A 25865-nucleotide genomic window follows, 5' to 3' on the forward strand; every position below is an offset into this window, starting at 1 on the left:
CCCGGGCGTGCACCACCACACCGGCCAGTCCGAGACCGCCGTCGGGTGGGTGTCGGGTCGATCGCCTGGGGCATGATCGCGGACGGATACGGCCCCGATCGCTTCGACGTCATCGGAGCCCTCGTCTGCCTCACAGGAATGGCCGTGATCTTGTACGCCCCGCGAACGTTGGCTCGAACGAGATACCGAAGGCCATGCGGTGCTCCTCTCTCTCCCCCCCCGCCCCCCGGGATGCGCCCGTGGCGGACCGGTCCTCACACCAAGCCCACCTGATCGCCATCTATCGCGCCCCTGCACCCTACGACTGTCCAACGGAGTCAACGAACCCGTCCACCCAGCTTCGGCGGTACCACTGCCCGCTCCGGAGCGGGCAGTGGTACCCCGTCATACTCCGAGGATCCGGCGCCGGTACCGGAGGCAGTGCGCGTGGACCGTGGCGGGTGCCGCTTCCGTTCCGGGTGCCGGTCAACACGTCGTACGAGCCCCTCGGTCCCGAGCGTGCCGCGTTCTTCGAGGGGCGCCTGGCTACCCGGGTACTAGGCGGTGGTGCCCCGGCACGCGCGCCTACGCCCCACCGGCAAGGACGAGCACGGACGACCGCAGGACGAGTTGCTGCACAGCCCGTCGGGCGATCCGTTCGAGACGGCGGGACACACGGAGTGGATGCCCGTGCCAGATCCGCCTGCGGTGGCCGTCCGTACGCCCTCCCGGCACCGGCGGCTCGTGGAGTCCGTGCGACGCCGGGACACCTCACAGCACGCGCAGGACCTGCGGGCCGGTCGCGTCTCGGCGGGGAACTCCCGCGCCGCGGAACCCCTTTGACCCACCTGGCGCCCTGGTCCAGCCCGACCAGCACCTCATCGTCGCCTGCGACGACCCCTCTCAGGTTCCAGAACTCGGCCTGGCTCTATGACCAGTGGCAATGGGTGGAGCACTACCTCCAGGGAATGATCTCGGGGTGTCGCTACGTCTGCTCTATCTGATCTTCAGCTGGCTGCTCGGCTGGTTCGCATCGCTCGCCCGTTCCTCCGCGTCCACGGACGTCGAGCTGCTGGTCCTCCGTCATGAGGTCGCTGTGCTGCGCCGCGCGAACCCCAAGCCGCGCTTCGACTGGGCCGACCGCGCATACCTCGCAACTCTGGTCCGACAGCTGCCCCGGCAACTGCAACGGCACCGTCTGGCCACCCCCGACACGATGCTGCGTTGGCACCGCCGGCTGGTGACGAAAGAGTGGACGTACCCGAACCACACGGGCCGCCCACCGATCGACCAGGCGATCGCCACGCTCATTGAGCAGCTCGCCCTGGAGAACGCGTCGTGGGGATACCAGCGCATCCAGGGCGAGCTGCTCAAGCTCGGCCACCACGTGGGCGCTTCCACTATCCGCAGGGTCCTGAGGCACCGGAAGATACCCCCGGCACCCCGCAGCAGACCGACACCACATGGCGGCAGTTCCTGCGCACTCAGGCCTCGACCATGCTCGCCGTCGACTTCTTCCACGTCGACTGCGCGATCACCCTGCGGCGGCTGTATGTGTTCTTCGCAATGAAAGTCGGCAGCCGCTACGTCCCGGAATCTCATGGCCGACCTCGGCAACCAGACGTCCAAGTTCACGTTTCTCGTGCGGGATCGGGCAGGTCAGTTCAGTGCGTCGTTCGACGCTGTCCTGGACGAGTACGCCAATCACTACAACGGACGCCGGCCCCACCGTGGACAACAACCGCATCCGCCAAGGCCCGACCACCCCATCGCCAGTCCTACCCACGAACGGATCAAGCGCCGACAACGCCTCGGCGGCCTCATCAACGAATACGAGCGGGCGGCATAGACACGCAGCTCAGCGCAGGTGACCCTGTTCTGGAACCCCACAAGGCCGGTAGGCAGGCGTGAGGCGCAGGGCCTGTGGTTCGGGCATGCGGGCATAGCGTTTGACGGTGTTCAGGGCCAAGCCCAGGGGGCGAGAGCAGTCGAGCAGGCCGATACCTCGGCCGAGGAGATCGGGGATCTTGTTCCAGCGTTCGCGGGTGGTCTGCTCGCGTACTCCGCCGGGGCAAGTCGGGTTGATGGTGGCCCAGCAGCCGGCATGCGCGCGGACCTCGAGCTGGGCTTTGTCGCAAAGGTTGCGCCAGAGGTGCCGTCTGTCGCTGACCTGCACCGCGTCGGGCAGGGCGCGGCGGACGGCCTCGGCGTAGGTGGTCGAGCAGTCCCGGCACACGACCTCGACACCGGGATGCTCGCGCACCCAGAACTCCAGGGTGGCCCTCCCGTGGTCGGGCAGGACCGCGATGCGTCGGCTGGTTTCGGCATCCGTGATGATCGTGGCGTAGCGGTGGCGGCGGCGCAGGGCGAAATCGTCCACGCTGATCACCGGCGGGATGGCCTGCTTGGGCAGCGGCAGGCGCCGCAGATGGCGCAGCGCTGTGCTGCGGGAGACGGGCACGGCCAGCAGACCGGCCAGGCGTGCGGTCGGCAGGCCGCATAACTCCCGTGCCACCTGCGATATCTGTGCGGCGAGACGCACAGTGCGGCGCTGATGGAGCTTCAGCAGTCCGGGAATTTGCTCACGGAAGGTCTGCCGCGAGCAGCCCAGAAGCGGACAGACCAGCCTTCGTACGCGCAGGTGGTCGACGACCGGGCGGCCGTCGACCGGCACGTCCCGCACCGTCCGGCGGTGGTACCCGTGCACCCTCGCCGCTGGCGTTCGGCACACCGGCCAGGCACCGCCACATCCCGGGTGCAGGCCGTGACCCCCACCTCGTCACCGTCGCCCGTCACGTCCTCGACGACCAGCGCCGACAGCCCGGAAAACACCGTCCCGATAAGGGAGTTGACATCCATCACAAGATCATGATCGCGGATGGCTACTCGGCGTCACCACCGACTACGGGCCAGACCCGTTGGTTGGACAGTCCCGCCGCACCCTTGAGCGTTCGGCCAGGACGATGGCTGCCGTCTCAGAAAGCGGAGTTGGCGAACCAGTGCGTCAGCAGGTCGTCGTCTCCCTCGCGCGAGAGGGCCGTGGAATCGTGGTGCAGGCGGCCGTAGACGAGCAGCAGCAGGTCGCGGGCGGTTCCCCGGATGGTCGCGTCAGCGGTGTGCGCGTCCGCGCTGGCCGTGGCGAGCCCGAAGCTGTCGGGCCGCAGGCGGACGAGCCAGTCGCCGTCGCCATCAGTGGCGCGGAAGCGGATGGTCCTGTCGGGGGCGCGCAGGTTGGCGACCTTGGGGGCGAAGAAGGCGGCAAAGGGCAGGTTGACGAGGAACTCGTCGATCCCGTCGACCGCGACCGCGCGGTCGATCGCGGGCTGGAGGCCGAGTGTCAGCTCGGCGTCGGCTCGGTGCAGCAGGGTTTCGAAGAGCATCCGGCGTGCCCAGAAGCGCGCGTGCTGGTCGGCGCCCCACGCCCACATCGGCAGCCTCGGGTCGGTGGCTGCGAAGGCGCCTGCGGCCACGGTCGCGCTCTCGGTCAGCCAGTCGGGGTACTCGTCGTGGCGATCCGGGAGGTGCAGGTCCACCGTGCGGCTCTGTGGGGGTTCTTGGATGGCCGCCCTCTGCAGGGTTGAGAACCAGCGCTGGACGCTGCCTGTGTGCTTGACCAGGTCGGTCAGTGTCCAGCCGGGGCAGCTCGGTACTGGGGTCGTCAGGTCGGCGTCCCTGACCGCTGCGACGAGCCGGGCGGTCTCGGCTGCGACTTGCGTGCGGTGGTCGACCGGTGCCGATCCGTCGTCGGGGCGGGGCGAGGTCTTCATCGAGGTGTGCCTTTCTGAGGGAGGCCGGTCTTGGCGGGCGACGTGTGGTGGGAAGGGCTCAGGGGGCTGTGAGGCCACGACGCCGACAGTCCCGGGCGCAATGAGGAGGCCGAGAGTGAACCGGCTTCCGGTGCGTCGGGTTCCGCCGGGACCTCAACAGCTGTTCTGATCAGACAAGTTCGACGTCATGTGTAGAGCCTGCGGGTTCCGCCGCCCCTGATGCGTCGGCCTTCCTGGCCACCGCTGTACGAGGTGCGCGCGCCATCCTGAGTCCGGTGAGGGCGACGACCACGACCAGGGCGAAGGCCGCTCCGGCGATGGCGAAGCTCAGCGTGAACTGGCTCTCCTGGGGCAGTACGGGCATTCCGTCCGGCAGCGCGATGGTCTTCGACGCAAGGAGCGAGGTGATCACGGCGCTCGCGACGGCGCTGCCGACCGAGCGGGAGATGGAGTTGATTCCGTTGGCGATACCGGTCTGGTGGGCCGGTACGGAGGCGACGATGAGCGCCGGCATGGAGGCGTATCCGAAGCTGATCGCCAGGCCGATGACCATGCCCGCGCCGATCACCGAAGCAGTGGTGCCGTGCGCGGCGGTCAGCCAGACGAAGCCGAGTACGCCGAAGGCGGCGCCGGTGGCCAGTGTGAAGCGCGCGCTGATCCGGCGCACGAGCAGTCCTCCGGCCTGGGCGCCCACGAGTGAGACGAGGGTGGTAGGCAGCAGGTAGACGACGGCCGCGTCGAGCACCGAGGCACCGAATCCGTAGCCCGTCAGGCTCTCGGGCATCTGCACGAGGTACGAGACGCCGATGAACTGGGCGAACATCGCGAATCCAAGTAGCAGCCCGGCCAGGTTGGTGAAGAGGACGGGCCGGTGGACGAACATCTTCATGTCGACCATCGGCTCCTTGACCCGGCGCTCGACCGCGACCCATACGAATGCCATGACGACCGCACCGACGAAAGCGCCGAGCGTCCTGCCGGACGTCCAGCCCCACTCATGGCCCTGGGAGATGGGCAGAAGCAGCAGCACGAGCAGCATCGCGAGGGCGAGCGCGCCCAGCCAGTCGGTCCGTCCGCCGGTCTTCGCGCGGGACGGCGGCACCGCGAGCAGCACACCGGCCAGTGCCATCACGGCAAGCGCGACCGCGAGCCAGAAGACCCGGTGGTAGTCCGGGTTCGAGCCCTGGGTGAGGAGTCCGGCGCCGACCAGCGCGAGCCCGCTGCCGAAGGCGAGCGTTCCGCTGACCAGGGCCATGGCTCCGTGCAGCTTGGCCGGCTTGATCTCCTCGCGCAGTACGGACAGGGCGAGCGGGAAGATCGCGGTCGCCGCCCCTTGCATCACCCGGCCGACGATCAGCCAGGTCAGTGAGCTGGTGGTGGCGGCGAGCACCGAGCCCGCGATCATCACGAGCAGGACGCCGACGAGGGTGGGCTTCTTGCCGTGCTGGTCACCGAAGCGGCCGAGGAGCGGGGTGAAGACGGCGGCTGACAGCAGTGTGGCCGTGGTCACCCAGCTGACATTCGCCGTGGTGGCGTGCAGATCGGCCTGGATGATGCTCAGCACCGGGACGACCAGGGTCTGCATCATCGAGACGACCATGGCGGCCGCCCCGAGGGCCAGGACGAGCAGGGTCTGCCCGGGGACCCTTGGGGGCGCGGCGCGATGTGCTTGGGACACGGCGAATCTCTCTCAGTTACTTGACAACCTTGATGCTTGAGGTTCTCAAGCAATGGGAGACGGTAAACATTAATAGTTGAGATCGTCAAGTTTTCCGGGGTAAAGTGACTCCCATGACAGGAACTCCCCGCGTCGGCACGGCCCAGCTCATGGAGCTGCTCTCGGTGTCACTCGGCGCCTATTACGGCGACTTCACGGTCGCGGCGGCGAGTGAGAACCTCACGGCGAGCCAGGGCAAGGCACTGACGGTGCTGCGCCGGGGGCCCGCGGCGATGCGGTCCCTGGCCGACACTCTGACCTGTGACGCCTCGAACATGACCGGGATCATCGACCGGCTGGAGAAGCGCGGCCTGGTACGCCGCGAACCGAGCCCCTCCGACCGGCGCGTCAAGAACGTCGTCCTCACGACCGAGGGCGAGCGCGTCGCGGACGCGATTCGCGTGAAGATGCGCGCCACGCAGGAGGGTCTGGACGGGCTTGGCGACGATGATCGGGTCGCGCTGTACGCCCTGCTCGAGCGCGTTTTCGTCTCCCGGCCGGCCGCTGCCTGACTGGGGTCAATGGGGCGCAGGTCAGTAGTTGGGCCGAGGAGCTGTCGCGAGAGCCGAGCGAGGGTGGCAGACTCCAGCCGGCTGGTCGGTGACCAGCTGGGCCCACTCGTCATCAGGGCAACGGGCCAGATGAGGACGGGCGTGCCCGTGACCATCCTGTGAGGCTCAAAAACACGAATCGTCGTCCCGCTTTGAAGCCCGTCGCCGCAAAGAACCGGGAGCACAGAACTCTGAGCAGCGGCTTGTTTTCGGCAGGCGCGCACCCTGGAGAGATCGTCCAGTACAGCGTCTATCTTGAATACACCGACGACAAGAAGACCTCTGTGCCCAAGTGGATCACCATGGAAGCCGATAGTGACGGCGGCTTCCAGCTCAGATCCGACTTCGAGAACCCTCACCACGCCGCGCAGCAGATCCGACGCAGGAGCGGAATCGAATGAGCCCCCTCGAGCGCCTCACCGAGCTCTGTCCCCCTCCCACTCCCCACCAGCAGCCGGTGGACTGGGCACACGTCGAGTCCACTCTGGGCACCCCTCTCCCCGACGACTACGAAAGACTCACCGCCACGTACGACCCTGGCTGCTTTGCCGGCTACCTCTGGGTCTACGACCCCCGGCATACCTCGGTCCACGTCAACCTGGTAGGTCCCGCAAGCAACCAGCTGCGGGAGCAGATGCGGTCCGATCACGCTCAGGGCATCTACCCGGCTCCCGTGGATCCCGCGCTCCTGCTTCCCTGCGGTGGCACAGACAACGGTGAGCGACTGTTCTGGGTGACCGACCCTCAGAAACAACCGGATGCCTGGACGATTGCCGTCAACGAAGCACGTGGGCCCCGCTGGTTCACCTTTGCCGGAAACCTGACGCAGTTCCTGGTTTCGGTGTTGAGCGGAGAGACGATGGTTCCGCAGTTCCCGAAGGATCTCGTGGAAGGGGGCATCGGCTTCGAAGCGTCAGACCTCGATCAGTGGTATCCACCGATGCCGTCGGTACAGCCGCCCTCCGACCCGGAGAGAATCCGCGAGTGGGGCCGTGCGAACGGCTTCAACGTCCCCCTGCGTGGACGCATCCCAGCGGAGGTGCGGCAGGCCTGGGAGCAGGCCACCGAAAACGACTGACCCGTCGCCGCGCGGCGGCTGACCTTCTTCAGCGAGCGCACCCACGTCGCAGGACCAGCCGTGCAGCCCTCCAACGCCAGCGGCATCGCCGCTAATGCTGTGACCGGGAACGTTCGCCGGGGGCAACTCGATCAGTCCCGCCGTGCTGCTTCCCACCTCCATGAGGTTTGGCGAGGGAGGCCGACGAGTTCTCCGCGGCCGGTGCACCAGAGGAGTACCTGAGTGGGGTCTCCGGGCGGGGAGGCAGGGAAGCGCCTGTTGAGTACTGCTGCGCTCAGCGGTGCTGGCGGCAGCCAGTCCACGGACTGTCCCTGCGTGATGTCGTAGGTGTGCAGCAAGGTTTCGGCGACGCCCATCGCGGCGAACCCTTCGAGGTCGCACGGGCCCCAGTGCCAGGCCCTCAGGGTCGGGGTGGCTGTGGCCAGGGCGCTGCCGAGCAGGCCGCCGCAGACGGTGACAACCTGGAGTACTTCGGCCGGCGAGGCAGTGGGGCGAACGTTCAGGTCGACGGGAAGGTAGGCGTCGGCGGGCTGTGCTGCCAGCTGCCTCGGCCTCCTTTGCGCGCCGCTCGTGGCAATCACGGCCCCATCGCCCCATCCCGGCCGGTGAGCGCTCCGGCGGAACGTGGCACTGACCCGAGCGAGCAGATCATTGGCCGACCGCCTGATCTGCTGCCCGCCGGCAATAAGCCCGTATCTGCTGCTGCACCGGCAGCAAGAGCTCTTCGCACCGGTTGAGGTGCGCGCTGCGCTGTCGGCACTGCCAGGCACCCTGGCCGGGGTCAGCCGCCCCTTCCTGGACGGCAGTCCCCTTCAGGTGCCGCGCAGGGAGGGATCGTGGGCCCTGGCCCGCGCCGCCGGCTCATTCCGGCCGCTGACGGTCTATGGCGACGAAATGGCGGACCGCTGATTGCACGATGAGCCCGATGCCCCGCGAGGGTTGATGAACGATGGGCTCCGGGGCGTACTGCACTACGACACCCAGCACGGCACCGACCCAGTCGCCTCGGCCCTGACCTGGAGAGAACGGGTCCAACGCAACGACGAGGCGACGCGCGTACTCCTCACTCACCCGAACACCCTGGCCTACCGCCTCCGTTGCCCTGAAGCATCGACACATTGAGACTATTCGGATAATAGTTCGACAACATGTTGGGCCGAAGCGCGCATCATCGAACGTAGGGAGAACGTCTACGAGGAGTGGCGATGAGGCTGTCGTTCCTGGAGCCCCTGTACGCGGAGCCCGGCCCGTTCGCGTCTGCGTACCTGGACACCTCGCGTGACGTCGAGCATCCCGAGCGGGCGATCGCGCTGCGCTGGCGGCGGCTGCGCGACAACCTGACCCGTCAGGGCGCGGACCGGGCGCTACTCGAGGTGCTGGAGGAGGTGGTCGGCGCCGACACGGAGGTACCGGGGATCCACGGGCAGGCAGTTTTCGCCGCGGACGGAGCGCTCGTACTGGACGGGGAGCTGCCCAGGCCGCCAGCACACGACTCCGCGCGCTACGGCACGCTGCCGGATGCTATGCCCCTGGTCACCCAGCACATCCCGGAGATCCCCTACCTGGCCGTGACCGTCCACTATGGCGGGCTGCCGACCGCCAAGACCCACGGCTGGGTGAGGGTGGACGCGGAGACCGGGACCTGGCCGGCGTCCAATGTCACCCCGGGTGAGCGGCTGCACCGCAGGGTCGCGGTGGCGACCTGGCACCACACCGCGGTCCGGCTGGGCCACCGGCTGGACGAATGGGCGCGGCACGCCTGCGCCGACGCCGTCGTCATCGGCGGGGACGATTGGGCGTCCAACGTCCTGATCCGCCGTCTCCCGCACACCCTGCGGGACAGGGTCGTACGCGTAGGGGGTCCCACGCCGACGGACACCCGGCGCGCCCTTCTGGAGCCACAGCTGAACATTGCCTTCCGCGGCCGCATGGCCTCGCACGACCGGGCGCTCGTGGACATCTTCATCGGTCGGCGGGCACTGCATCTGGCCGCGACGGAGGGGCTGTCCGCCACCGTCGCCGCCCTTCAGCGCGGTCAGGTCGCGGCGCTCCTCCTCAACCACCCGCCCGCGCCCTCCTTGCGGCTGTGGGCGGGCCCGCAGCCCACCCAGCTCGCCCTGACCGAGGCGGAGCTGGTCTCCTTCGGCGTGCGGGCACCCCGCGAGGAGCGTGCCGACGAGGCCCTGCTGCGGACCCTCGTCGGCACTGGTGCCGAACTGGTCGTCGTACCGGAGAGCGAGCTGAGGCTGTACGAGGGCGTGGGCGCACTGCTGCGGTACACCGACCCGGGGACGCCGTCCTGACCCGAACGCGTACCGCGGTTCCAGCTCGCGCGGCGGGTAGAACGTGACGGCACTGGACACGAACGGAAGCCCGAGGCAAGCGGGCAGGTAGTGAGCGTGCTCGAGGCGTCGGTCGATGGAGCCGCCCCGGCGCGCGCCGCCCACAACCAGTGGACCCAGTTCGAGAGCTTCCCCCGGTTCACGCCAGGCGTGAAGGACGTCGAGCAGCTCGGTCCGGCCCTGATGCGCCCGGTGACCGGGGCCCGGTCACCCACGTGTTCGACCCGCAGATCGTGGAGCACACCCGGTGAACGCTTGGTCTGGCAGAGCCTGGACGAACCGCGCCACACCAGTTCGGTCACCTTCCGTTCCACGGTCGGCGACGGCGACCACACACGGGTCACGCTGCGCATGGAGTACGCGCCGCACGGCCCCGTCGGGCGGACGGTGGACGCCCTCAGAGTCGTCCGGCGCGGGATCCACGGCGGGCTGGGGCACTTCAAGGCGTTCATCGAGCGCCGGGGGAAAAGACCGGAGCCTGGCGCGGCGCGATCAGCGACGGGCACGTACGTCCTGGGCGAGACCTCGGGTCCCGTGCCGGCCCTCGGGCTGACCGGCCTGCTTCGTCCGGCCGTACGGAGCCCACGGACCCGATCAGCGCTGATACGTGCCCACCAGGGTGCCACTGGCCAGGCCCCTGCCCTTCAGGGCCCGGTGCACCGCATCGGAGCCCGCCCGGCCGTGGAGCGGGAGCGGCTCGGACACGGCGTACAGGCGGAAGAAGTAGCGGTGTTCCCCGTGCCCGGGGGGAGGCATGGGCCCGCCCCAGCCCACTCGTCCGAAGTCGTTGGGCCACACATGGCCGCCGGCGGGTGTCTCGCCCTCGTCCACGCCAAAGCTCCCCGGGTCGATACCGGTGACGAGCCAGTGGAGGAACGCCCCTCCGGGCGCGTCGGGGTCTTCGCAGACCAGGACCAGCTCGGCCGCACCCTCCGGTGCCGCCGACCAGGTCAAGGGTGGTGAGACGTCGTCACTCTCCCCACTGTGGTGGCGTGGGATCGCCTGATGGTCGCGGAATGCCGTGCTGCTGAGCTCAATTGCGGTCATGGACGCCGCTGTACCCGGTGAACGGCATGAACATCACCGATCGGGCGTCCTATGCGCCCGATCGGCCGATCCGGGGCGGCGAAGACCTTCTTCGCTGGGAGCCTGGTGGAGGGCTGCCGACCCGGAACGGAGTACGAGATGCCGACGAGGATCCTGCTGGAGGGACGCCCCGGCGTCGGCAAGACGACCGCCATCCGCCGACTGGCCTCGCTGCTGCACGGCCGTGACATCGTCGGCTTCACCACGGAGGAGATCCGGCAGGGCGGCTCCCGGGTCGGTTTCGCTCTGGAGACGACGGCGGGACACCGCGTCGTGCTCGCCCATGCCGATTTCCCGGGGCCGCCGAAGGTGGGACGGTACGGCGTCGATCTGGGCGTCATGGACCGGGTGGCGGTGCCGACTCTGATGGCGGCTTCGGCGGATCCTGTTCCCGGTCGGCTTGTGCTCATCGACGAGCTCGGCCGGATGGAGTTGGCCGCCGCCTCGTTCAGGGCGGCCGTCCGGTCCGTTTTCGAAGCCGGCATCGATGTGGTCGCGACCGTTCATGCGCACAGCGACCCGTTCACCGACGCCCTGAAACAGCGCGCCGGCATCGAAGTCATCGTCGTGACGCAGGCGAACCGGCACGCCCTCCCAGAAAATCTGGCTGCACAGCTGGAGTACAGGTGACGGGTTCCGGGTCGCGTGCGTGAGGGCAGCCGCGGAGGGTTCGGGCGCGGGGCGGGCTGTCGCCGTACGTGCCGGACCCCGTACAGTCCGTGCTGCCGACGCTCCCTCACGGGACGGATCCGACGGTCGGGCAGGAGGAGACCCGTGGCCACCGACGCCAGTAGCGAGCCGCTCGCCCCGCGGCTCTCCGGAACGGGCCGTCCGGTCCCCGAACTGGACTCCATGTGCGTGGAACAGTGGCGCACCGAGGGGGCGAACTGGTCAGCCTGCTGACCCAGGCGCGAGAGCAGCTCGGTGGGGTCGCCGCGTTGCGCCACCGCCACCTGGGCCACCCAACAGGCTCGGCAATTCCTATGGCAACCCTGTAGGTGCCAGAATTCTCATCCGTGCTGGTCAGGCCGTATCTGGGCACTGTCGTGGGTCCCTGCCGTTCGGCGGTGATGGTGGGGGCCTCGCTCGGTGATTGCGGGCCGGCTCCGGCCGACGCCAGGATGGTCCGGTGCTGCTGCGACTGCCCTACCTGGCCCTGACGAGCGTGTTCACCCTGGTACGGCTCCTGCCGATGGGCGACCGTGACAAGGATGCCGAGATCCTGGCACTGCGCCATCAACTCACCGTGCTGCAGCGGCAGAACAACAAGCCGCAACTCACCTGACCCGACCGCGTACTGCTCGCCGCGCTCCTGCACCACTTCCCCCGAGTGCAACTTCGTCGACTCCAGTTGATCGTCTCACCCGACACGCTGCTGCGCTGGCACCGCGACCTGCTGCGCCGACGCCATGCCAAGGCCTCCCGCCCCAAGCGCCCGGGCCGTCCGCGCACCGTGCGCTCCCTCCGTACCCTGGTGCTACGGCTCGCCAGAGAGAACCGCAACTGGGGCTACAGGCGCATCCACGGCGAGCTCGCCGCGCTCGGAATCAACGTCACCGCCTCCACCGTGTGGAACATCCTCAAAGAGCACGGCATCAACTCCGCACCCGAACGCGACCACACCACCTGGGTGGCATTTCTACGCTCCCAAGCACACGCCATCCTCGCCGCCTACTTCTTCGAGGCCAAGACACTGACCGGGGCAACCATGACCGTCCTCACCGTGATCGAGCACGCCACCAGGCGCGTGCGGATCCTCGGCGCGACCACGCACCCGACCACGGCCTGGGTCACCCAACTCGCCCGAAACTTGGTCATGGACCTTCAGAACACCGGCGGCAGGGCGAAGTTCCTGATCCGAGACCGGGACGTTCGCCAACGGGCCGCCTTCGACGCCGTCCTGCACGCTGAGGGCATCGGGGTCGTCCAGAGCGGCGTCCGGATGCCGCGGATGAACGCGATCATGGAGCGATGGGTGCGTTCCTGCCGGACTGAGCTCCTCGACCGTACCCTCGTATGGAATCAGGCCCATCTGCTACACGCCCTGCGTGAGTACGAGCAGTTCTACAACCAACACAGGCCCCATCGCGCTCTCGCAAGCGCGGCGCCACTCCGTTCCCTGCCCGAACCGATCAGCGAACCCGACCGGCTCACCCACCTCGAGGTCCATCGACGCGACCGCCTCGGCGGCATCCTGCACGAGTACCAACATGTGGCGTGACCAGCACGGACGTGGTTCTTGGCACCCACAGGGTCCACGGGCGACCGGCAGCAGAGCAGGGCCTTGCGTACAGTCGAGGCGGTGATCGCCCGGCGGATTCAGTGCTCCTGGAACAGGGACTGGGCGTGGTTCAGGCCGTACCTGGCGACATCGGTACCCAGTGTGACCCCGGCCTCGTCCGCGAGTCGGGTGTGGATGCCCAGCCAGACCCGCGCATCCATGTTCTCCAACGTGAGCTGGTGCCATGCGGTGTAGGTGTGGACGACGCCTGGTGCGGTGACGCTGGTCAGGGTGAACGGGGCCGTGCGCGGTCCCACGAGGGCGGTGAGAACGGTTTCCGTCGCGCCTGCGTAGGTGTTGTGGCCGCTGGGGTAGTCCGGGTGCGACGGGGTGGCGTGCAGTGGGGTCCATGACGGGTCGGCAGAGATCTCGCCGACGCCGGTTCGGATCGCGGTGACGGGGCGCCACAGCGGGTAGGTGTACTTGCTGTCGGAGGTGGCGATCTGGGTGTCCACCAGCGTGGCGTTGGCCAGGGCGATGAGTTCGGCCTGCTTGGGCAGCGGCTGGTGGGAGGTGGCGGCGAGCGCGACGCGAATCGGTTTGGTCCACAGGGTCAGCGAGGAGCCGAACCAGAAGTTGGCCGTGTCGGTCTGCCGTGCGGTGCGCACGGTGCTGTTCAGCTCGCCGAAGTCGCGAACCTCCTTCAGGTCGGTCTGGTACCGCTCGGAGGTGGGAGAGGGAGGCGCGGGCAGTCGGAACTGGCTGGCGCTTTTCAGCAGGAAGGGCCGGGCGAACCGGCTGCCGTTTTGGATGGCGGGGGCGAAGGCGGGCGGGGTCGGTTGCCAGACTCCTGGCGCGGCCGGCGGCACGGTGAAGGGGGCGTTCACCGAGGCGGCATCGAGGCCGTCTCCCTGGCGTTCGTGCAGGACCTCCAGCGCTTGGCGTTCACCGGCTGCGGCGCCCAAGGTCTCGGCCGGGCCGTCGGGGGTCTGATCCAGGCTCTGCTGCAGGGCGGCATCCAGCTCCGGGGCACGGGTGGGCACCAGCTCAACCAGGGCGCGGTGCACCGCGGCGGCCAGCGCCGCGTCCTGGTAGTCCCTACGGTCGACCCCAGACGGCACGTGTTGCAAGGCCCGTGCCGCCGCGATCCAACTGAGCGCCCAAGTACGGCTGTTGGTCACTGGAGGGAGTGATGAGCCAACCGTCGCGATCGTGTCAGCTGTGGTGTCGTACCAGGCGAGCACCACGGATGTGCGACCGTGTCCAGGCGCAGGGGCGGCGGTGACGCTCGGCGCTGCGCCGGAGGCGACCAGCAGTGCCGTGGAGGCCACCAGGGCCACACGGGTCTTCGGGGAGTTCATGGGAGTAGCTCCTCATGGTGGGGTGGGGCCGGGTGTCGGCCCGTCCGTCTGTCAGTCATGTGCGACGGGACGTAAAGAATTGAGGACCTTGCACTGGCCGCAGCAGGTTCCCGGACGAAGCCGTGGGGCCTTGGCCCGGGAACCTGCGGAGCACGGTGACGTGTCGGACCGGACGTCCTGCCCGCGGATAGGGATGTCGCTGCGGGCAGGGGCGGCCTTCGGCGTGGCCGGGTATGCGCCGGCAATGATGTATCCGGGGGAACTGGCGAGCCCAGGAAGTGCCCAGGCATGTCTGCAGCCGAGTGACGGGTGTCCGCAGGGGACCACCTACGGAGCAGCAGACGAATGCGGGCGAGACGGCGCCGTCGTCGCTCCGTCTCATGACACCGGCTCGCACTGCGGCGCACGCGCAGGCGTTCACCTGCCCGGCGGCGGCGCCCTTCTGACCTGGCGGGGATCAGGCGGGGTCGGCGTTGATGTGGAAGGGGATGGTGACGATGTTGGAGGCGACGCCCATCAGGCCCAGGTCCTTGGCGTCGATCTTCCCATCGTCGTTGAGGTCCTTCACGACGCTGGGTGCGTCGTTGTAGATGTCGTCGTGGTTGAGGTCGTCGACGACGGCCACAGTCAGGGTGGTGTCGACATTCTGCCCCGCGATGGGGGCGCCGACGATCCAGGTGTCCCACAGTTCGGTCTTGTCCGGGGTGCGGTTGGTGACGCCGGAGAGGTTGAACAGGTTGGCCAGGTTGGTGCCGGGCCCGGAGAAGCCGGGGAGGGTGCTGTTGATGGTGGAGTCCAGCACGACCAGTGCAGGGACCTTGTCGTCCTGGCCGGTGGAGAACGTGCCGGGGAAGGGGGCGACGTTGTTGTGCGCGGCCGGGCCGGTGAGCTGGAGCCCGTTGAAGCCGGTCTGGGCCAGGGTCTTGCCCCGGAAGGAGAGCTTCAGGTCCACGAACCAGCCCTTGCCCTCCGCGCCCGCGTTGTCCCCGCGCTTGGGTGCCAAGACCTCCACCTTGACCGGGTGCCTTGTGGTGGAGGCGGCCGTGTCAAAGCTCGAGGCGTTCGCGCTGGACAGCCCGGAGGCCGCGGCGCCCAGGCCGAGGATCATGGCCGCACCCGCGCCGATCGCCCAGCCGAACTTCTTCTTCCTCATGACTTGTTCTCCTGAGTGTTGGGAGGCTAGCGGTCATGTGTACGACCACCTGCGGCACCCGGTTCAGTCCGCAAGTCAACTAGTAATGCTTAGTTGGGTGGTGCGCGCCGGGGGCTGGTCACAGTCGTGTTCCGGCAGTTCTTTGTCCATATGGCTCCGGACGAGTCGGGCCGTTCACGCGATGAGCTAAAGGCGTTCGCGGCGGAGGTGTTCGCTCGCCTGCGGCGCTCGGACCAGCAGGGCAAGGACGTGAGCTACCTGCCCGGTCTGCTGCTGGGCGGACGACGCAAGTCGATGCAGCCAATGGCGAGCGGCTGGGCATCGACCGTCAGTGCCTGCAACAGTTCATGGCAGGTTGAACTCCCGCAGGGCGACCCGGGCGACGAACTCAGCGTCGATCGGGTCGGATTTGCCCCGCTCACGGGCAGAGCGCCGGGTGCCAGCCATCAGCCGGTCGTCGCGCTCGCCGGCATCGGCCTCGGCCTGGCGGATCCAGCCCGGCAGGGCATCGGGATGCACGCCCAACTCAAGCGCCAGACGCGCTGCCTGCGGGTGAACTTGAACCCCCAGCTCGTCGTATACGTAGCCGCAAGGGCACACGATCAGTGCCTCAGGACACAAGAAACCGCATGTCGCAGCTGTCCTCAAAGACGGCACAGCCGGTGCGGTCATGTATGGAAGTGAGTCGGATGGACCGGATCTGGTTCCGCGCCTCCCCGGGGCGCGGACTGTCCACCGCCTACAGCCCGGGCCCGGCGATGCTCCAAGGGACCCCAGCCTGCGAGACGAGGAAATCGAGCGTGACGCCGGACGAGCAGTTGATGACTGCGTTGTACACCGAGCACCACGATGTGCTGCTCTCCTTCGTGCGCAGGTACGTGCGCAGCCCTGAGCAGGCGGAGGACGTCGTGCAGGAAACGCTGCTGCGGGCGTGGCGCAGCATCGACAAGATCGAGCCACGCCACGTCACCATCCGCTCCTATCTCTTTACGATCGCCCGCAATGTACTCACCGACGGCTGGCGCGCTGAGCAGCGGCGTCCGGAACCGCTCTACGACAACGAGGCACTCGCGGCTGTACCTTCTGCCGATGATGTGGAGGCGGCGCTGGAGGGGCACGTGATAGCCGCAGCGTTGGAACGCTTGTCCAGCGAGCATCATGACGTGATCCACGCGCTGTACTTCGACGGACTGACCGTCGCCGAGTCCGCGTCACGGCTCACGATCCCGGAGGGAACGGTCAAGTCCCGCGCCTACTACGCCGTACGCAACCTGCGCGCAGCCTTTGAAGAAATGGGAGTTCTACGGTGAGCACCGACCACGATGACGTGCGCATGCTGATCGGCGCGTACGTGCTGGGCGGTCTCAGCGAGACCGACCGCCGCATCCTGGAGTCCCACCTGCCCACATGCCAGGAATGCCGTGACGAGCTCGCACGTTCGGCCCCGCTGGCGGGACTGCTCCGCCGTACCACGGGCATGTCCGCGCCCCGTCCCCAGGCCACGCGCGAGGCCGACACCGATGCGGCGCCACCGGCTTCGTCGGCCGGGCTCGACCGTCTGCTGGAGCAGGTCCGCGCCGCCGATGTCGCACGCAGGCGCCGGGCTCGTCGGCAGTGGCTGGCATTGGCTGCGGCTCTGATCGTGGTTGCCGGGCTCGGACTGGGGTCGATGCTGCCGTTCCGGCACTCGACCGGCCCGGCCACGGCCTTCACTTCGGCCGCCGGGTACTCCGTTTCCGGCCGTGCCACGCTCACGGCCAAGCCCTGGGGCACTGCGGTGAGCGTCACTCTGGCCGACCTGCCCGCAGGAGCACCAGGACCCTTCATCCTCCAGGTCTCCTCGGTAGACGGCCGCAAGGAGCAGGCGGCCACCTGGGCGATCACTCCCAACGGCAGCGCTGCCGTGACGGGGGCGAGTGCCCTGCACCTTCCCGACATCCGATCCATCTCCGTGATGGACCATGCGGGACGCCTGGTCGCCACGACCCGACCACTCTGACCTGCCTCGACCACCATCCCGCGGACCGCTCCACTGCCGGGCCCGCGGGATGGTCCCGCCTGCCCTGACGCGGGGCGACAGGCCACTGACCTGACGTCGTTGCCCTGCAGAGCAATTGCCCCAGCACGTGCGACTCGGGGCAACCGGGCGCGGCGCCGCGCTCAAGCCACCTCACCGCAATTCCTACTTCCTATTGAAAGGGTTACCCCTATGAAGATTCACACCCGCGTCGTATCTGCCGCGGCCATCATGCTCGCCGTCGCTGCCCAGGCAACTGCCTGCTCCTCCGGCGACGGCAGCAAAACCACCGCGGCATCCGCACCGGCTTCGCAGGATGCCGCTGCCGGGGCGGTGAGCACGTCGTCGTCGCCGACGCTGGGCACCATCATCGTCAACGAGGCGGGCCGTACCCTGTACGTGTTCGACAAGGACACCACAAGTCCTGCGATGTCGAACTGCTACGCGGACTGTGCCGCCAAGTGGCCGGCGGTCCCAGCCACCCTCAACGTCAAGGGTATCGACCCCAGCCTGCTCGGCTCGGTCACGCGCAAGGATGGCACCAAGCAGCTCACCATCAAGAGTCACCCGGTCTACCTCTTCGCGGGCGACCAGGCAGCCGGTGACACCAAGGGCCAGGCACTGAAGGGTGTCTGGTACGCCCTCACCCCCCAGGGAAGCGAGATCAAGACGCCGAAGGCTTGATCGTCGGTCTTGGTGCGCGACTGGTGAGAGGCCGTCCGCCGCGTGAACCCCGACGCATGCGGGCGGCCTTGTGGTCGATCTTCTCCGGGATCACGTGCCGGTGGTGAGCCGGTCGTCGCGTTCGCCTGCGTCCGCCTCGGCCTGGCGGATCCAGCCGCGCAGTGCCTCCGGATGCACGCCGAGGTCACCAGCGAGCCCCTTGGTCCGCGGCTTCGGGTCGGAGGTGCGCTACATCCGCACCGCACACTCACGCAACTCCAACGAGTACCTTCTGGGTGCAGCCATGGTCACAGGTCCGCTCCTGAGTCCCACCGTGACCGCGTACTTCAAACCCGACCCGCCGCGGCAGGCGCGTCATCACATGCCCCGTGCTGCGTGCAACCGGGAACGCTCTACGCCTGCCACATCTCTATGACGCGGCCGGAACAGCCGATCTCAACCCGCGAACCGGGCCATCCACGCCTCGACGTCGTCTGCGGACCGCGGCAGACCCGCTGACAGATTCTCGTGGCCGTCATCCGTGACGATCAGGTCGTCCTCGATCCGGACGCCGATGCCGCGCCATTCATCCGGCACTGTGAGGTCGTCCGGCTGGAAGTACAGGCCCGGCTCGACGGTAAGCACCATTCCCGGCACCAGCACGCCGTCGACGTACTCATCGTTCCGTGCCTGGGCACAGTCATGCACGTCCAGACCGAGCATGTGTCCGGTGCCTGCCATGGTGAAGCGGCGCTGCAGACCGAGTTCGTACGCCCGCTCCGCCGGACCCTCGATGAAGCCCCACTCGACCAGCTTCGCCGCCAGGTGGCGCTGAGACGCCTCGTGGAAGTCGCGGTACTGAGCGCCCGGATTCACGGCGGCGAAGCCTGCCTCCTGGGCCTCGTACACCGCGTCGTACACCTTGCGCTGCACGGGCGTGAAGGTCCCGTTGATCGGGAGGGTGCGGGTGACGTCGGCGGTGTAGAGCGTGTGCGTCTCCACGCCGGCGTCGAGCAGGAGCAGGTCCCCCGGGCGTACCGGTCCGTCGTTGTCCGTCCAGTGCATGATCGTGGCGTGCTCGCCCGCGGCGCAGATCGAGCCATAGCCGACGGCGTTGCCCTCGAGGCGCGCCCGGCGGAAGAACGTGCCCTCGATCCAACGCTCGGACGACTCGACGGCCCGGGAGAGCTCTCCGACGACGTCGGTGAAGCCGCGCACCGTGGAGTCGACGGCCTTGCGCATCTCGCCAAGCTCCCAGGCGTCCTTGACCAGCCGAAGGTCGCTGAGCGCCTCTTCGAGCTCGGCGTCGCACTCCGAGTCAGTGGTGACTGCGGCCTCCAGGGCCGGGTCGATGCCGCGGACGATCCGGGTCGGAACACCGGAGGCGGCAGCCAGGTCGTCGGCCGCCGTGCGGACGTCGCGGCAGGGCAGGCCGAGTACGACCTCCGACTCGGCGAGGGAGCGTCGCCGGCCCATCCACAGCTCGGCGGTGTAGCCGGACCAGAACTCGTCACTGTCCCGGCTGTCGCGCGGCAGCTGATAGCAGTAGGCGTCGTGACCGCCGTCCGAGCGGGGTTCGAGCACGAGCGCGCCGTCACGGGCCTGGTCTCCGGACATGTGCACGTAGCCCGTGTACGGCCGGAACGGATAGGTGTCGTCGTTCGAGCGGACCTTGAGATTTCCCGAGGGAATGACGAGGCGTTCGCCGGGATAGCGCGCGGAGAGCGCGGCACGGCGGTGTGCCGCGTACGGGGCCTGCTCGGCGGCCTTCAGGTCGTGCCGCTCGGTGTCCGCCCACCCCGTCCGCATCAGGGCGGACAGCTCCTCGGAGATCCCTGAGTAGAGGCCGTTCTTTCGAGCCTTCGCCACGTGGGGCACCTTCTTCCGGGTGGGTTCCTCGACCGCGAGGGACGGGGAGGCGTGTACGGAGATGTCGCGCCCCGGCACGGCGTAGCGCCGGACGCCCTCGCGCTGCCACCGTCCTCGGTGGCTCCCGAACGCTACCTCGCACTACGCGCTCTGGCGGCCGAGGAGTGCCAGTGGCACAGATCAGCCATCCGCCCATGCGGACCTGCGGCGCGGACCGATCGGGAGCCGTCGATAATGCGGCGTATGGCAAACCAAAAGCTCGGCGAGGCCCTGCGGCTGCTGGGGATCGATCACGCGGCGGTCCGGGTCTACCTGGCGCTTCTGGACCTGTCCCCCGCTCCCATGAGTGCGATCGCGGCCTCGTCCGGTCTCGACGGCGCGGAGCTCACCGAGGCGTACGGCGAACTGGTCGACGCCGGTCTGGCCAGTGCGGCCGGGGCTGACGGGGACGTGGTGGCACCGGTTCCGCCGACCGCTGGCCTGGAGATCCTCGCCCGACACCGGACGGCCGAGGTGGAGGACTCACGCCTCACCGTCGACGGCGCGTTCGAGTCGTTCCGCAGACAGCGGCTCGCCGCGTACAACGACAATCTCGTCGAGGTCGTCACCGGGGACGCCATCGGCCCCAGGATGCGTCAGGCGTGGGCCAGCGCCCGCGACCAGATCCGGCAACTCGAGTCACCCCCGTACTTCCCCCTGCCCGGGGCCATGGACGACGCGATGGCCACGCTCGCCCGAGGCGTGACGCAGCGAGTCGTGTACTCGCGGGATTCGCTGGAGCATCCCGGCCGCCTCAAGGAGGCCATCGAACCGGCCATCAAGGCCGGCGAACAGGCCCGGGTGCTCGCCTCGGTACCGGTCAAGCTCGTGATCATCGACGAGGCGTACGCGCTCGTGTCGTTGTCGATCAAGGAGGCCGATGTGCACAACACCATGCTCGTCGTGCAACCGTGTGGGCTGCTCTCCGCGCTCGTGGCACTGTTCGAGCAGTCCTGGCAGAGCGCCCTGCCATTCCATGGCTCCACCACCCGGCCAGGCGGTCTGCCGCCCGCCGACCGTCGGTTGTTGTGGCTCCTCGCCAGTGGCGCGGGCGACGACGTCATCGCCCGCGAGATGGGAATCAGCCGACGGACGCTGTTCCGTCGACTGCAGATCCTCATGGCCCGCCTCGGCGCCGCCAACCGCTTCCAGATGGCCCTACAGGCCCAGCGCTGCGGATGGTTGTGATCGAGCCAAGCCACCGACTCTTCTCTGGCTTGGAGAAGACAGACGCCGCACCGCTGGGCCGAGGCCCGCGGAATCTGCCGTCTCGGCGATGGCCCCACCTGGCCTGGACGTCAGCTGGTACTGCATACCGATGACCTGGGCGAGACCCGCGAGCCGGCCCACGAACCGTGTGGCGGCGTCTGGCGAGCATCAATACCGGCGGCAGCTCACGCCGACAACGCCCGCGATCACGGCGCTGGTTATTGAACTGAACCAGCGCGACAACCACCCGCCCCTTATCGACGCCCTCCCCTGGACGCCCGAACCGCGGTCACACGGTAGGCGGACACGTCCAGGGCGCCGCCGACTCCAGTTGTGTCGCAAGGACGAGGAGCGTGCCCTCGGCGCCGAGACGTGCGGCGAACTGGACACCGAATGGCAGGCCTTCGGCGTCGGGGCCAAAGGGGAGCAACATCGCGGGCATGCCGCTCACGTTGTGGACGCTGGTGAACGCGGAGTAGACCGAGGCGTGTTGGTAGATCGACTCCGGACGGCCGGTGTCGAGCGTGCCGAGCCGGGGCGTCGGCCGGGCAAGCGCCGGGCTCAGCAGTACGTCGTACCTCGTGAACTCGCCGCCGACCGCCCAGCCGATCTCCTGCATGCGCCCGAGGGCCCGGCTGACGTCGCGGCGGTGAGGTCCTGGTGGCTGGCGTAGAGCACCCGCGTGAACGGTTCGAGGCCGTCGTCGGCGAGGGGCCCGCCGAGTTGGTCGCGGGCGTCAACCTGGGCCACCAGGCCGCTGCCCATCAGGACGGCCGAGGCACCGACGACGTCCACCGGCCGGTAGGCGGCCGTCGCCTCCTCAGGCGAGGCTGGGGTCGGGTCGCGAGGAACCGCGGTGCGGAGGAGACCCTGGAGCAGCTGCCCGCCAGCTACGGGGTCCATGTGATGACGCCGTCGATGGATGCGCCGCGCGACTACCGGATGCTCGCCGTAGCGGGCCGCCAAGACGACAACCCGGTCGTAGGCGCCACCACGCGGGTCGCGGACGCCGCGACCGCGCACACGCCTGACGTCTCGACATGAATCGGCTGCTCAGAACGAGGCGCGGTCGTCAGTGACCACCCGCGTTGATGTCAATGGCCCCGGACCAGGATCGGTCCGGGGCCATTGCGTCGGTGCCCCCCGGCAGGATTCGAACCTGCGACACCCGCTTTAGGAGTTCGATGTCCCTTCGGCCGGGTCGGGCTCCGCCTCGTAAACCGGTGCCACAGGTGCCCGCTGTGTGTCGCTGCCGTCCGGGGTCGTTGATGTCAGCGTTGGATGTCAGCTGATCGCTTAGCACCCGCAGCCTCAGCTTCGAGTGGTTCATCCCTGAGCGGCTGCAAGAGCGCGGTGAGCTATCCACCCCGCCTCGGTAAGTGACCATGGATCACCGCGCTGTTCGCAGGGTACGTCCGCTGCTGTCCGTCGGCGTTGTCACGCAGTCAGACACTTGCCGTGTTAGCGGCTGCCTGCCTTGCGCTGGTGGTCGACTCGACTCGGTAGGCGAAGACATCCAAGCGAAGGCGCCTGTTGTTCAAATAGCTGGCGATCCGATCCGCCAAGCGTCGGTGATGTCGGTCCAGTCATCGAGACAGGCGTTTACGCACGTCGTGCGGTGATTTGCCGCTGGGGGTCGTCAGGCGAGGACATTGACGGCTCGAGCGACGACGAGCCCGAGGATGAGCAGCGAGACGATGGACTGCACAGTCATGACGATCTTGGCCCAAGGTGCCAGCGGCATGACGTCGGTGGGGCTGAAGGCGGTGGCGTTGGTGAAGCCGAGGTAGAGGTAGTCGATGTAGCGGGGGCGCCACTGCGTGGCGTTTAGTTCGGGGGCGAGGTGTTGGGGAAAGGCGAGAGCGGGGGTCGGCGACATGGAGTGAGCCCGGGCGGCGGCTCCGCCACTGTCGAGTTCGAAGTACAAGAGGGAGAACGCGAGGACGGTGAGGGCCCACACGCTGCCGCTGGCCTGCAGGAGGGCGTCGGCGGAGTTGGTCTCGCTACCACCGTGCATGAGGTCGTCGACCAACCGGATGGTTGACCAGATGGCACCGCATGCCAGCACGCTAACCAGGGCGATCGATACCGCACGCATGGCAGCCGAGCGGCGGCTGATTCGAACCGGGTCGCCCGCGATCAGCACCACCAGGAACAGTCCTTCGACAAGAGGGAGCGTCCAGCGAGGTCCCAGGCGCAGGTCGTCGGGCAGCAGCAGAGTCAGCACCGCGGCGGCGATGACGGCTCCGGCCATCGGCCATCTGGCCTCGCCGTATGGCGCTTGCTGTGGCTCGCGCAAATTGCCCGCATCAGAAGGGCGCTGTCCGGTCATGTTCGGCTGCCGTCCGAGTTCGGGTCGGCGAGACTGGTGTAGCCCGGACCGGCCACGGTCGTGTCCTTTCGAGTGCCATCGCCTCATTGTGCGGACGGGCAGCCGCGCCGGTGTCCTGTGACACGCGGAGCACATCACTGCTCGTCAGGATTGCGGGCCTGCGGGCTGACCTTGTCGGTCAGGGACGACAGCGCCGCGGCAAGAAGATCAGCCGCTTGTTCTGCCGTCATGCCAGTGGCTTCGGCGAAGGGAGCGAAGACATCAGCAGGCAGGGCCGAAATGCAGCTGTTCTCCGGAGACAGGAAAGTGTGGAATGCCGGCGCGCCCCGTCCAAGCTCTCGAAAGTCGTATGCCGCCGTCGCGGGACTTCGACACCAATGGCACGGTAACTTGCGCAACTACAGACCTGGAGCGCGCAGTTCGAGGCTACTGACAGAATCCCGCTGCCGCACACGACGAGGACCTCGATTCCCCTTCCCGGCAACACAGTTGCCAACACCACCCAGCTCCCCCGGCGCACGCTCACGTCCACTACGAGACCTCAGCCACCCTCGCGTGTCGCTCGTGGCAGTCACGCTCTCGTAGCGGGCGCTGGCCTCTTCTCGGCTGTCAGAACTCTGCCGCAGCGGGCCTGGCGCTCACCCCGGTGGTCATGGACCTGAGCGGCCGGATCAGGGGCTGGCGCGATGGATACTGACGGCGTAGCCACCGCCGTCGTAGGCGTCGGCGTCCCAGGTGGCAAAGCGGTCAACGAGGGCGAGGCCCGCCGCAGTGCAACTCGCGTCGTACTCCGGCAGCGTGATACCGGGCGGCACGGGCAGGTGGGCGGCGTCCAGGCCGAAGCCCGCGACCAGCAGCCCGCCCGGACGCAAAGCCCCGGCCAGGCGCTTGACCACCGCGGCCTCGGTACTGGCGGCCAGCAGTGGGAAGACATTGCCGGCAGCGAGGACCAGGTCGAAGTCCGCCGCGATGCCGAGCAGGGCCGGATCGAACTCGGCGAGATCGGCCCGGAACCACAGCAGCTCCGGCGCGTGAGTCCGCGCTACGTCCAGCATCGAGTCGTCGAGGTCAATCCCGACGCAGTCGCACCCCAGCTCCGCCAGCCGGATCGCGACCCGTCCGGTACCGCATCCGGCGTCAAGCACCCGCGCCCCAGCGGGCACCAGGGCCGCACAGAAACGCGCCTCACCATGCACATCCTTGCCGTTGCGGGCCAGCGCGGCGAAGCGCGCGGCGTACTCGTGTCCGGATGTGCCACCGGTCAGTTCCTGCCAACGACTCATGAGATCGACTATAGGCCGCCCTCCAGCTCCCGGTGCCTTCACTCCTCCTCGCGCTGCTGCCAGGTCGGGCCGGAGCGTTGCGTGGCGAGGTCGATGCCGGCTGCGTGGAGGATCTCCCAGACTGTGGACGGGGCGATCGGGTAGCCGAGGCGGTCGAGTTCGCCCTGAATCCGGCGGTGGCCCCAGCTGCTGTTCTCTCGGGTCAGGCGCAGGACGAGGGCTCGGATGGAGCGGACGGTGCGTGGGCGCCCGGGCTGCTTGTTGCAGAGAGTTGTGCCTGCGAAGTCCCATGTTCGGTCGACATGTTTCGCAATGTGCCGACAGCCGTCTGCACCTCGTCTCGTTCTGGCGATTACTGCGTGACCTGTGCGTGCCGGTCGCGTTCATCGGCAGTGCAAAAGATCATCACGTGTGGCCGCTGGATCTGGTGTGCTCCGGGGACCGGCATTCTCGGTAGCCTGGCCATCTGCTGCATGGAATGTTCATGTGTCCGGCTGGTCCGTGCGATGGCTTCCGACGGAGAGTGATGAGGCTGCAATGAGTGAACTGACAAAGCCCGAGGTCGACGTTCCGGAGGGTGACGCTCCTACCGAGCTGACCATCCGGGACCTGGTCGTCGGGGACGGGGCCGAGGTGAAGCCAGGCATGGTGGTCAGGGTCCACTACGTCGGGGTGACCTTCGAGTCCGGGAAGGAGTTCGACGCCTCCTGGGACCGGGGCCAGCCGTTCAAGTTCACCCTGGGCAGTGGCAAGGTCATCAAGGGCTGGGACCGGGGGGTGAGGGGGATGAAGGTCGGCGGTCGGCGCGAGATCATCGTTCCCCCGCGTCTCGGCTACGGCAAGCAGTCGCCCTCGCCCTTGATCCCGGCGGGCTCGACCCTGGTCTTCGTGGTGGACCTGCTGGACTCGTATTCCAGCACAACCGGGTGGAGCAGCGCCGGGTAACCCTGACCGCTCCTCCCCTACGACGTGCTGCGTCGTCCCCCGGGGTTGGCACCGCAATGCTCCTCACTGCCTCTCCTGCTTCCGCCTCCGCAGCGTCCGAACGATTCCACTGCGACTCAGTGACCGCCGAAGGCCACAAGGCGACCGACCGCCTCAATGGCGTCAGGGGCTTTGCGCGTCCGTAGAGCGACTCCCCCGCCACGAACGTCTTCCCGGCACCCAACACGGGCAACCGTTCTACGAAGCCGAATGA

28 protein-coding genes and 6 pseudogenes are annotated in these 25865 nt (G+C 68.3%); 21 read left to right on the plus strand and 13 right to left on the minus strand.

Features of this window, described 5'->3' with window-relative positions; genetic code table 11:
• Nucleotides 1–54: 54 nt before the first annotated feature.
• The 4 genes and pseudogenes from OG758_RS12225 to OG758_RS12240 form a co-directional block, all read left to right on the plus strand.
• Nucleotides 55–165: pseudogene (locus OG758_RS12225) on the plus strand (YnfA family protein); the annotation flags it as partial.
• A gap of 381 nt (nt 166–546) precedes the next feature.
• Nucleotides 547–822 (plus strand): hypothetical protein, encoded by a 276-nt coding sequence (locus OG758_RS12230; RefSeq protein WP_326710014.1) that lies wholly within the window; start codon nt 547–549, stop codon nt 820–822.
• A 136-nt stretch (nt 823–958) separates the two neighbouring features.
• Entirely contained in the window at nt 959–1549 is a 591-nt protein-coding gene (locus tag OG758_RS12235) for a helix-turn-helix domain-containing protein (protein ID WP_326710015.1), read from the plus strand.
• Nucleotides 1550–1579: 30 nt separating this feature from the next.
• Nucleotides 1580–1828, plus strand: a complete 249-nt coding sequence (locus tag OG758_RS12240; protein WP_326710016.1) for a hypothetical protein — start codon at nt 1580–1582, stop codon at nt 1826–1828.
• 12 nt (nt 1829–1840) lie between these two features.
• Here OG758_RS12240 and OG758_RS12245 read toward each other — a convergent pair.
• The 3 genes and pseudogenes from OG758_RS12245 to OG758_RS12255 all read right to left on the minus strand — a co-directional run.
• Nucleotides 1841–2841: pseudogene (locus OG758_RS12245) on the minus strand (ISL3 family transposase); the annotation flags it as partial.
• Nucleotides 2842–2954: 113 nt separating this feature from the next.
• Nucleotides 2955–3746: a maleylpyruvate isomerase family mycothiol-dependent enzyme gene (locus OG758_RS12250; RefSeq protein ID WP_326710017.1), complete on the minus strand. Its 792-nt coding sequence runs from the start codon at nt 3744–3746 to the stop codon at nt 2955–2957.
• Between the two features lie 169 nt (nt 3747–3915).
• On the minus strand, nt 3916–5424 hold the full coding sequence (locus tag OG758_RS12255; protein ID WP_326710018.1) for an MFS transporter: 1509 nt from the start codon (nt 5422–5424) through the stop codon (nt 3916–3918).
• A 113-nt stretch (nt 5425–5537) separates the two neighbouring features.
• Here OG758_RS12255 and OG758_RS12260 point away from each other — a divergent pair, with 113 nt between their 5' ends.
• From OG758_RS12260 to OG758_RS12270, 3 genes are all read left to right on the plus strand, one after another.
• A complete protein-coding gene (locus OG758_RS12260; protein WP_326710019.1) occupies nt 5538–5975 on the plus strand; it encodes a MarR family winged helix-turn-helix transcriptional regulator in 438 nt (145 codons plus the stop codon).
• A 191-nt stretch (nt 5976–6166) separates the two neighbouring features.
• Nucleotides 6167–6415 (plus strand): hypothetical protein, encoded by a 249-nt coding sequence (locus OG758_RS12265; RefSeq protein WP_326710020.1) that lies wholly within the window; start codon nt 6167–6169, stop codon nt 6413–6415.
• Nucleotides 6412–7092 (plus strand): Lsr2 family DNA-binding protein, encoded by a 681-nt coding sequence (locus tag OG758_RS12270; protein WP_326710021.1) that lies wholly within the window; start codon nt 6412–6414, stop codon nt 7090–7092. Before OG758_RS12265 ends, OG758_RS12270 begins: the two co-directional genes overlap by 4 nt.
• Before the next feature lie 131 nt (nt 7093–7223).
• Here OG758_RS12270 and OG758_RS12275 read toward each other — a convergent pair whose 3' ends face one another.
• Complete coding sequence (locus OG758_RS12275) at nt 7224–7673, minus strand: hypothetical protein (protein WP_326710022.1); 450 nt, start codon at nt 7671–7673, stop codon at nt 7224–7226.
• A gap of 70 nt (nt 7674–7743) precedes the next feature.
• Here OG758_RS12275 and OG758_RS12280 point away from each other — a divergent pair, with 70 nt between their 5' ends.
• The 3 genes and pseudogenes from OG758_RS12280 to OG758_RS12290 form a co-directional block, all read left to right on the plus strand.
• Nucleotides 7744–8001: a hypothetical protein gene (locus OG758_RS12280; RefSeq protein ID WP_326710023.1), complete on the plus strand. Its 258-nt coding sequence runs from the start codon at nt 7744–7746 to the stop codon at nt 7999–8001.
• 296 nt (nt 8002–8297) lie between these two features.
• Nucleotides 8298–9395 carry a baeRF2 domain-containing protein gene (locus OG758_RS12285; RefSeq protein WP_326710024.1) on the plus strand — a complete coding sequence of 366 codons (1098 nt, stop codon included), beginning with the start codon at nt 8298–8300 and terminating at the stop codon, nt 9393–9395.
• 96 nt (nt 9396–9491) lie between these two features.
• A pseudogene (locus tag OG758_RS12290) lies at nt 9492–9833 on the plus strand (SRPBCC family protein); the annotation flags it as partial.
• A 195-nt stretch (nt 9834–10028) separates the two neighbouring features.
• Here OG758_RS12290 and OG758_RS12295 read toward each other — a convergent pair.
• The gene (locus OG758_RS12295) at nt 10029–10481 is read right to left on the minus strand and encodes a YbhB/YbcL family Raf kinase inhibitor-like protein (protein ID WP_326710025.1); all 453 of its coding nucleotides are present in this window, start codon (nt 10479–10481) and stop codon (nt 10029–10031) included.
• A 138-nt stretch (nt 10482–10619) separates the two neighbouring features.
• On the opposite strand from OG758_RS12295, the gene OG758_RS12300 reads away from it, so the two are divergent.
• The 4 genes from OG758_RS12300 to OG758_RS12315 all read left to right on the plus strand — a co-directional run bounded on the left by OG758_RS12300 (nt 10620) and on the right by OG758_RS12315 (nt 12741).
• Complete coding sequence (locus OG758_RS12300; protein ID WP_326710026.1) at nt 10620–11150, plus strand: nucleoside-triphosphatase; 531 nt, start codon at nt 10620–10622, stop codon at nt 11148–11150.
• A 144-nt stretch (nt 11151–11294) separates the two neighbouring features.
• Nucleotides 11295–11423 carry a hypothetical protein gene (locus tag OG758_RS12305; RefSeq protein WP_326710027.1) on the plus strand — a complete coding sequence of 43 codons (129 nt, stop codon included), beginning with the start codon at nt 11295–11297 and terminating at the stop codon, nt 11421–11423.
• Nucleotides 11424–11649: 226 nt separating this feature from the next.
• A complete protein-coding gene (locus tag OG758_RS12310; protein WP_326710028.1) occupies nt 11650–11805 on the plus strand; it encodes a hypothetical protein in 156 nt (51 codons plus the stop codon).
• Between the two features lie 12 nt (nt 11806–11817).
• Entirely contained in the window at nt 11818–12741 is a 924-nt protein-coding gene (locus OG758_RS12315; RefSeq protein WP_326715878.1) for an integrase core domain-containing protein, read from the plus strand.
• 98 nt (nt 12742–12839) lie between these two features.
• Here OG758_RS12315 and OG758_RS12320 read toward each other — a convergent pair whose 3' ends face one another.
• Nucleotides 12840–14102 carry a vanadium-dependent haloperoxidase gene (locus tag OG758_RS12320; protein WP_326710029.1) on the minus strand — a complete coding sequence of 421 codons (1263 nt, stop codon included), beginning with the start codon at nt 14100–14102 and terminating at the stop codon, nt 12840–12842.
• A 457-nt stretch (nt 14103–14559) separates the two neighbouring features.
• Nucleotides 14560–15255, minus strand: a complete 696-nt coding sequence (locus tag OG758_RS12325) for a hypothetical protein (protein WP_326710030.1) — start codon at nt 15253–15255, stop codon at nt 14560–14562.
• Between the two features lie 150 nt (nt 15256–15405).
• Between OG758_RS12325 and OG758_RS49015 the strand changes: the two are divergent.
• The 4 genes and pseudogenes from OG758_RS49015 to OG758_RS12345 all read left to right on the plus strand — a co-directional run.
• Nucleotides 15406–15605, plus strand: a pseudogene (locus OG758_RS49015) (IS701 family transposase); the annotation flags it as partial.
• A gap of 450 nt (nt 15606–16055) precedes the next feature.
• The gene (locus OG758_RS12335) at nt 16056–16565 is read left to right on the plus strand and encodes a sigma-70 family RNA polymerase sigma factor (RefSeq protein ID WP_326710031.1); all 510 of its coding nucleotides are present in this window, start codon (nt 16056–16058) and stop codon (nt 16563–16565) included.
• Nucleotides 16562–17254 carry an anti-sigma factor family protein gene (locus tag OG758_RS12340; RefSeq protein WP_326710032.1) on the plus strand — a complete coding sequence of 231 codons (693 nt, stop codon included), beginning with the start codon at nt 16562–16564 and terminating at the stop codon, nt 17252–17254. Before OG758_RS12335 ends, OG758_RS12340 begins: the two co-directional genes overlap by 4 nt.
• A gap of 210 nt (nt 17255–17464) precedes the next feature.
• Nucleotides 17465–17956 carry a COG4315 family predicted lipoprotein gene (locus OG758_RS12345; RefSeq protein WP_326710033.1) on the plus strand — a complete coding sequence of 164 codons (492 nt, stop codon included), beginning with the start codon at nt 17465–17467 and terminating at the stop codon, nt 17954–17956.
• 90 nt (nt 17957–18046) lie between these two features.
• On the opposite strand, the pseudogene OG758_RS49020 reads toward OG758_RS12345, so the two are convergent.
• Together OG758_RS49020 and OG758_RS12350 are read right to left on the minus strand one after the other, a co-directional pair.
• Nucleotides 18047–18169, minus strand: a pseudogene (locus tag OG758_RS49020) (transposase); the annotation flags it as partial.
• A gap of 222 nt (nt 18170–18391) precedes the next feature.
• Complete coding sequence (locus OG758_RS12350) at nt 18392–19804, minus strand: aminopeptidase P family protein (protein ID WP_326710034.1); 1413 nt, start codon at nt 19802–19804, stop codon at nt 18392–18394.
• Nucleotides 19805–20047: 243 nt separating this feature from the next.
• Between OG758_RS12350 and OG758_RS12355 the strand changes: the two genes are divergently transcribed.
• Nucleotides 20048–21031 (plus strand): LuxR family transcriptional regulator, encoded by a 984-nt coding sequence (locus tag OG758_RS12355; RefSeq protein WP_326710035.1) that lies wholly within the window; start codon nt 20048–20050, stop codon nt 21029–21031.
• Nucleotides 21032–21341: 310 nt separating this feature from the next.
• On the opposite strand, the gene OG758_RS12360 is transcribed toward OG758_RS12355, so the two are convergent.
• Complete coding sequence (locus tag OG758_RS12360; protein ID WP_326710036.1) at nt 21342–21671, minus strand: amidase family protein; 330 nt, start codon at nt 21669–21671, stop codon at nt 21342–21344.
• Nucleotides 21672–21712: 41 nt separating this feature from the next.
• On the opposite strand from OG758_RS12360, the gene OG758_RS12365 reads away from it, so the two are divergent.
• Nucleotides 21713–22096, plus strand: a complete 384-nt coding sequence (locus OG758_RS12365) for a hypothetical protein (RefSeq protein ID WP_326710037.1) — start codon at nt 21713–21715, stop codon at nt 22094–22096.
• Nucleotides 22097–22691: 595 nt separating this feature from the next.
• Here OG758_RS12365 and OG758_RS12370 read toward each other — a convergent pair.
• From OG758_RS12370 to OG758_RS12380, 3 genes and pseudogenes are all read right to left on the minus strand, one after another.
• Entirely contained in the window at nt 22692–23384 is a 693-nt protein-coding gene (locus tag OG758_RS12370) for a hypothetical protein (RefSeq protein ID WP_326710038.1), read from the minus strand.
• Nucleotides 23385–24055: 671 nt separating this feature from the next.
• Entirely contained in the window at nt 24056–24667 is a 612-nt protein-coding gene (locus tag OG758_RS12375) for a class I SAM-dependent methyltransferase (RefSeq protein WP_326710039.1), read from the minus strand.
• 53 nt (nt 24668–24720) lie between these two features.
• Nucleotides 24721–24924, minus strand: a pseudogene (locus OG758_RS12380) (hypothetical protein); the annotation flags it as partial.
• A gap of 280 nt (nt 24925–25204) precedes the next feature.
• Here OG758_RS12380 and OG758_RS12385 point away from each other — a divergent pair.
• Nucleotides 25205–25612 carry an FKBP-type peptidyl-prolyl cis-trans isomerase gene (locus OG758_RS12385; protein WP_326710040.1) on the plus strand — a complete coding sequence of 136 codons (408 nt, stop codon included), beginning with the start codon at nt 25205–25207 and terminating at the stop codon, nt 25610–25612.
• The last annotated feature ends 253 nt before the right edge of the window (nt 25613–25865 follow it).

Source organism: Streptomyces sp. NBC_01474, assembly GCF_035918215.1.
Classification (GTDB): Bacteria; Actinomycetota; Actinomycetes; order Streptomycetales; family Streptomycetaceae; genus Streptomyces; species Streptomyces aureus.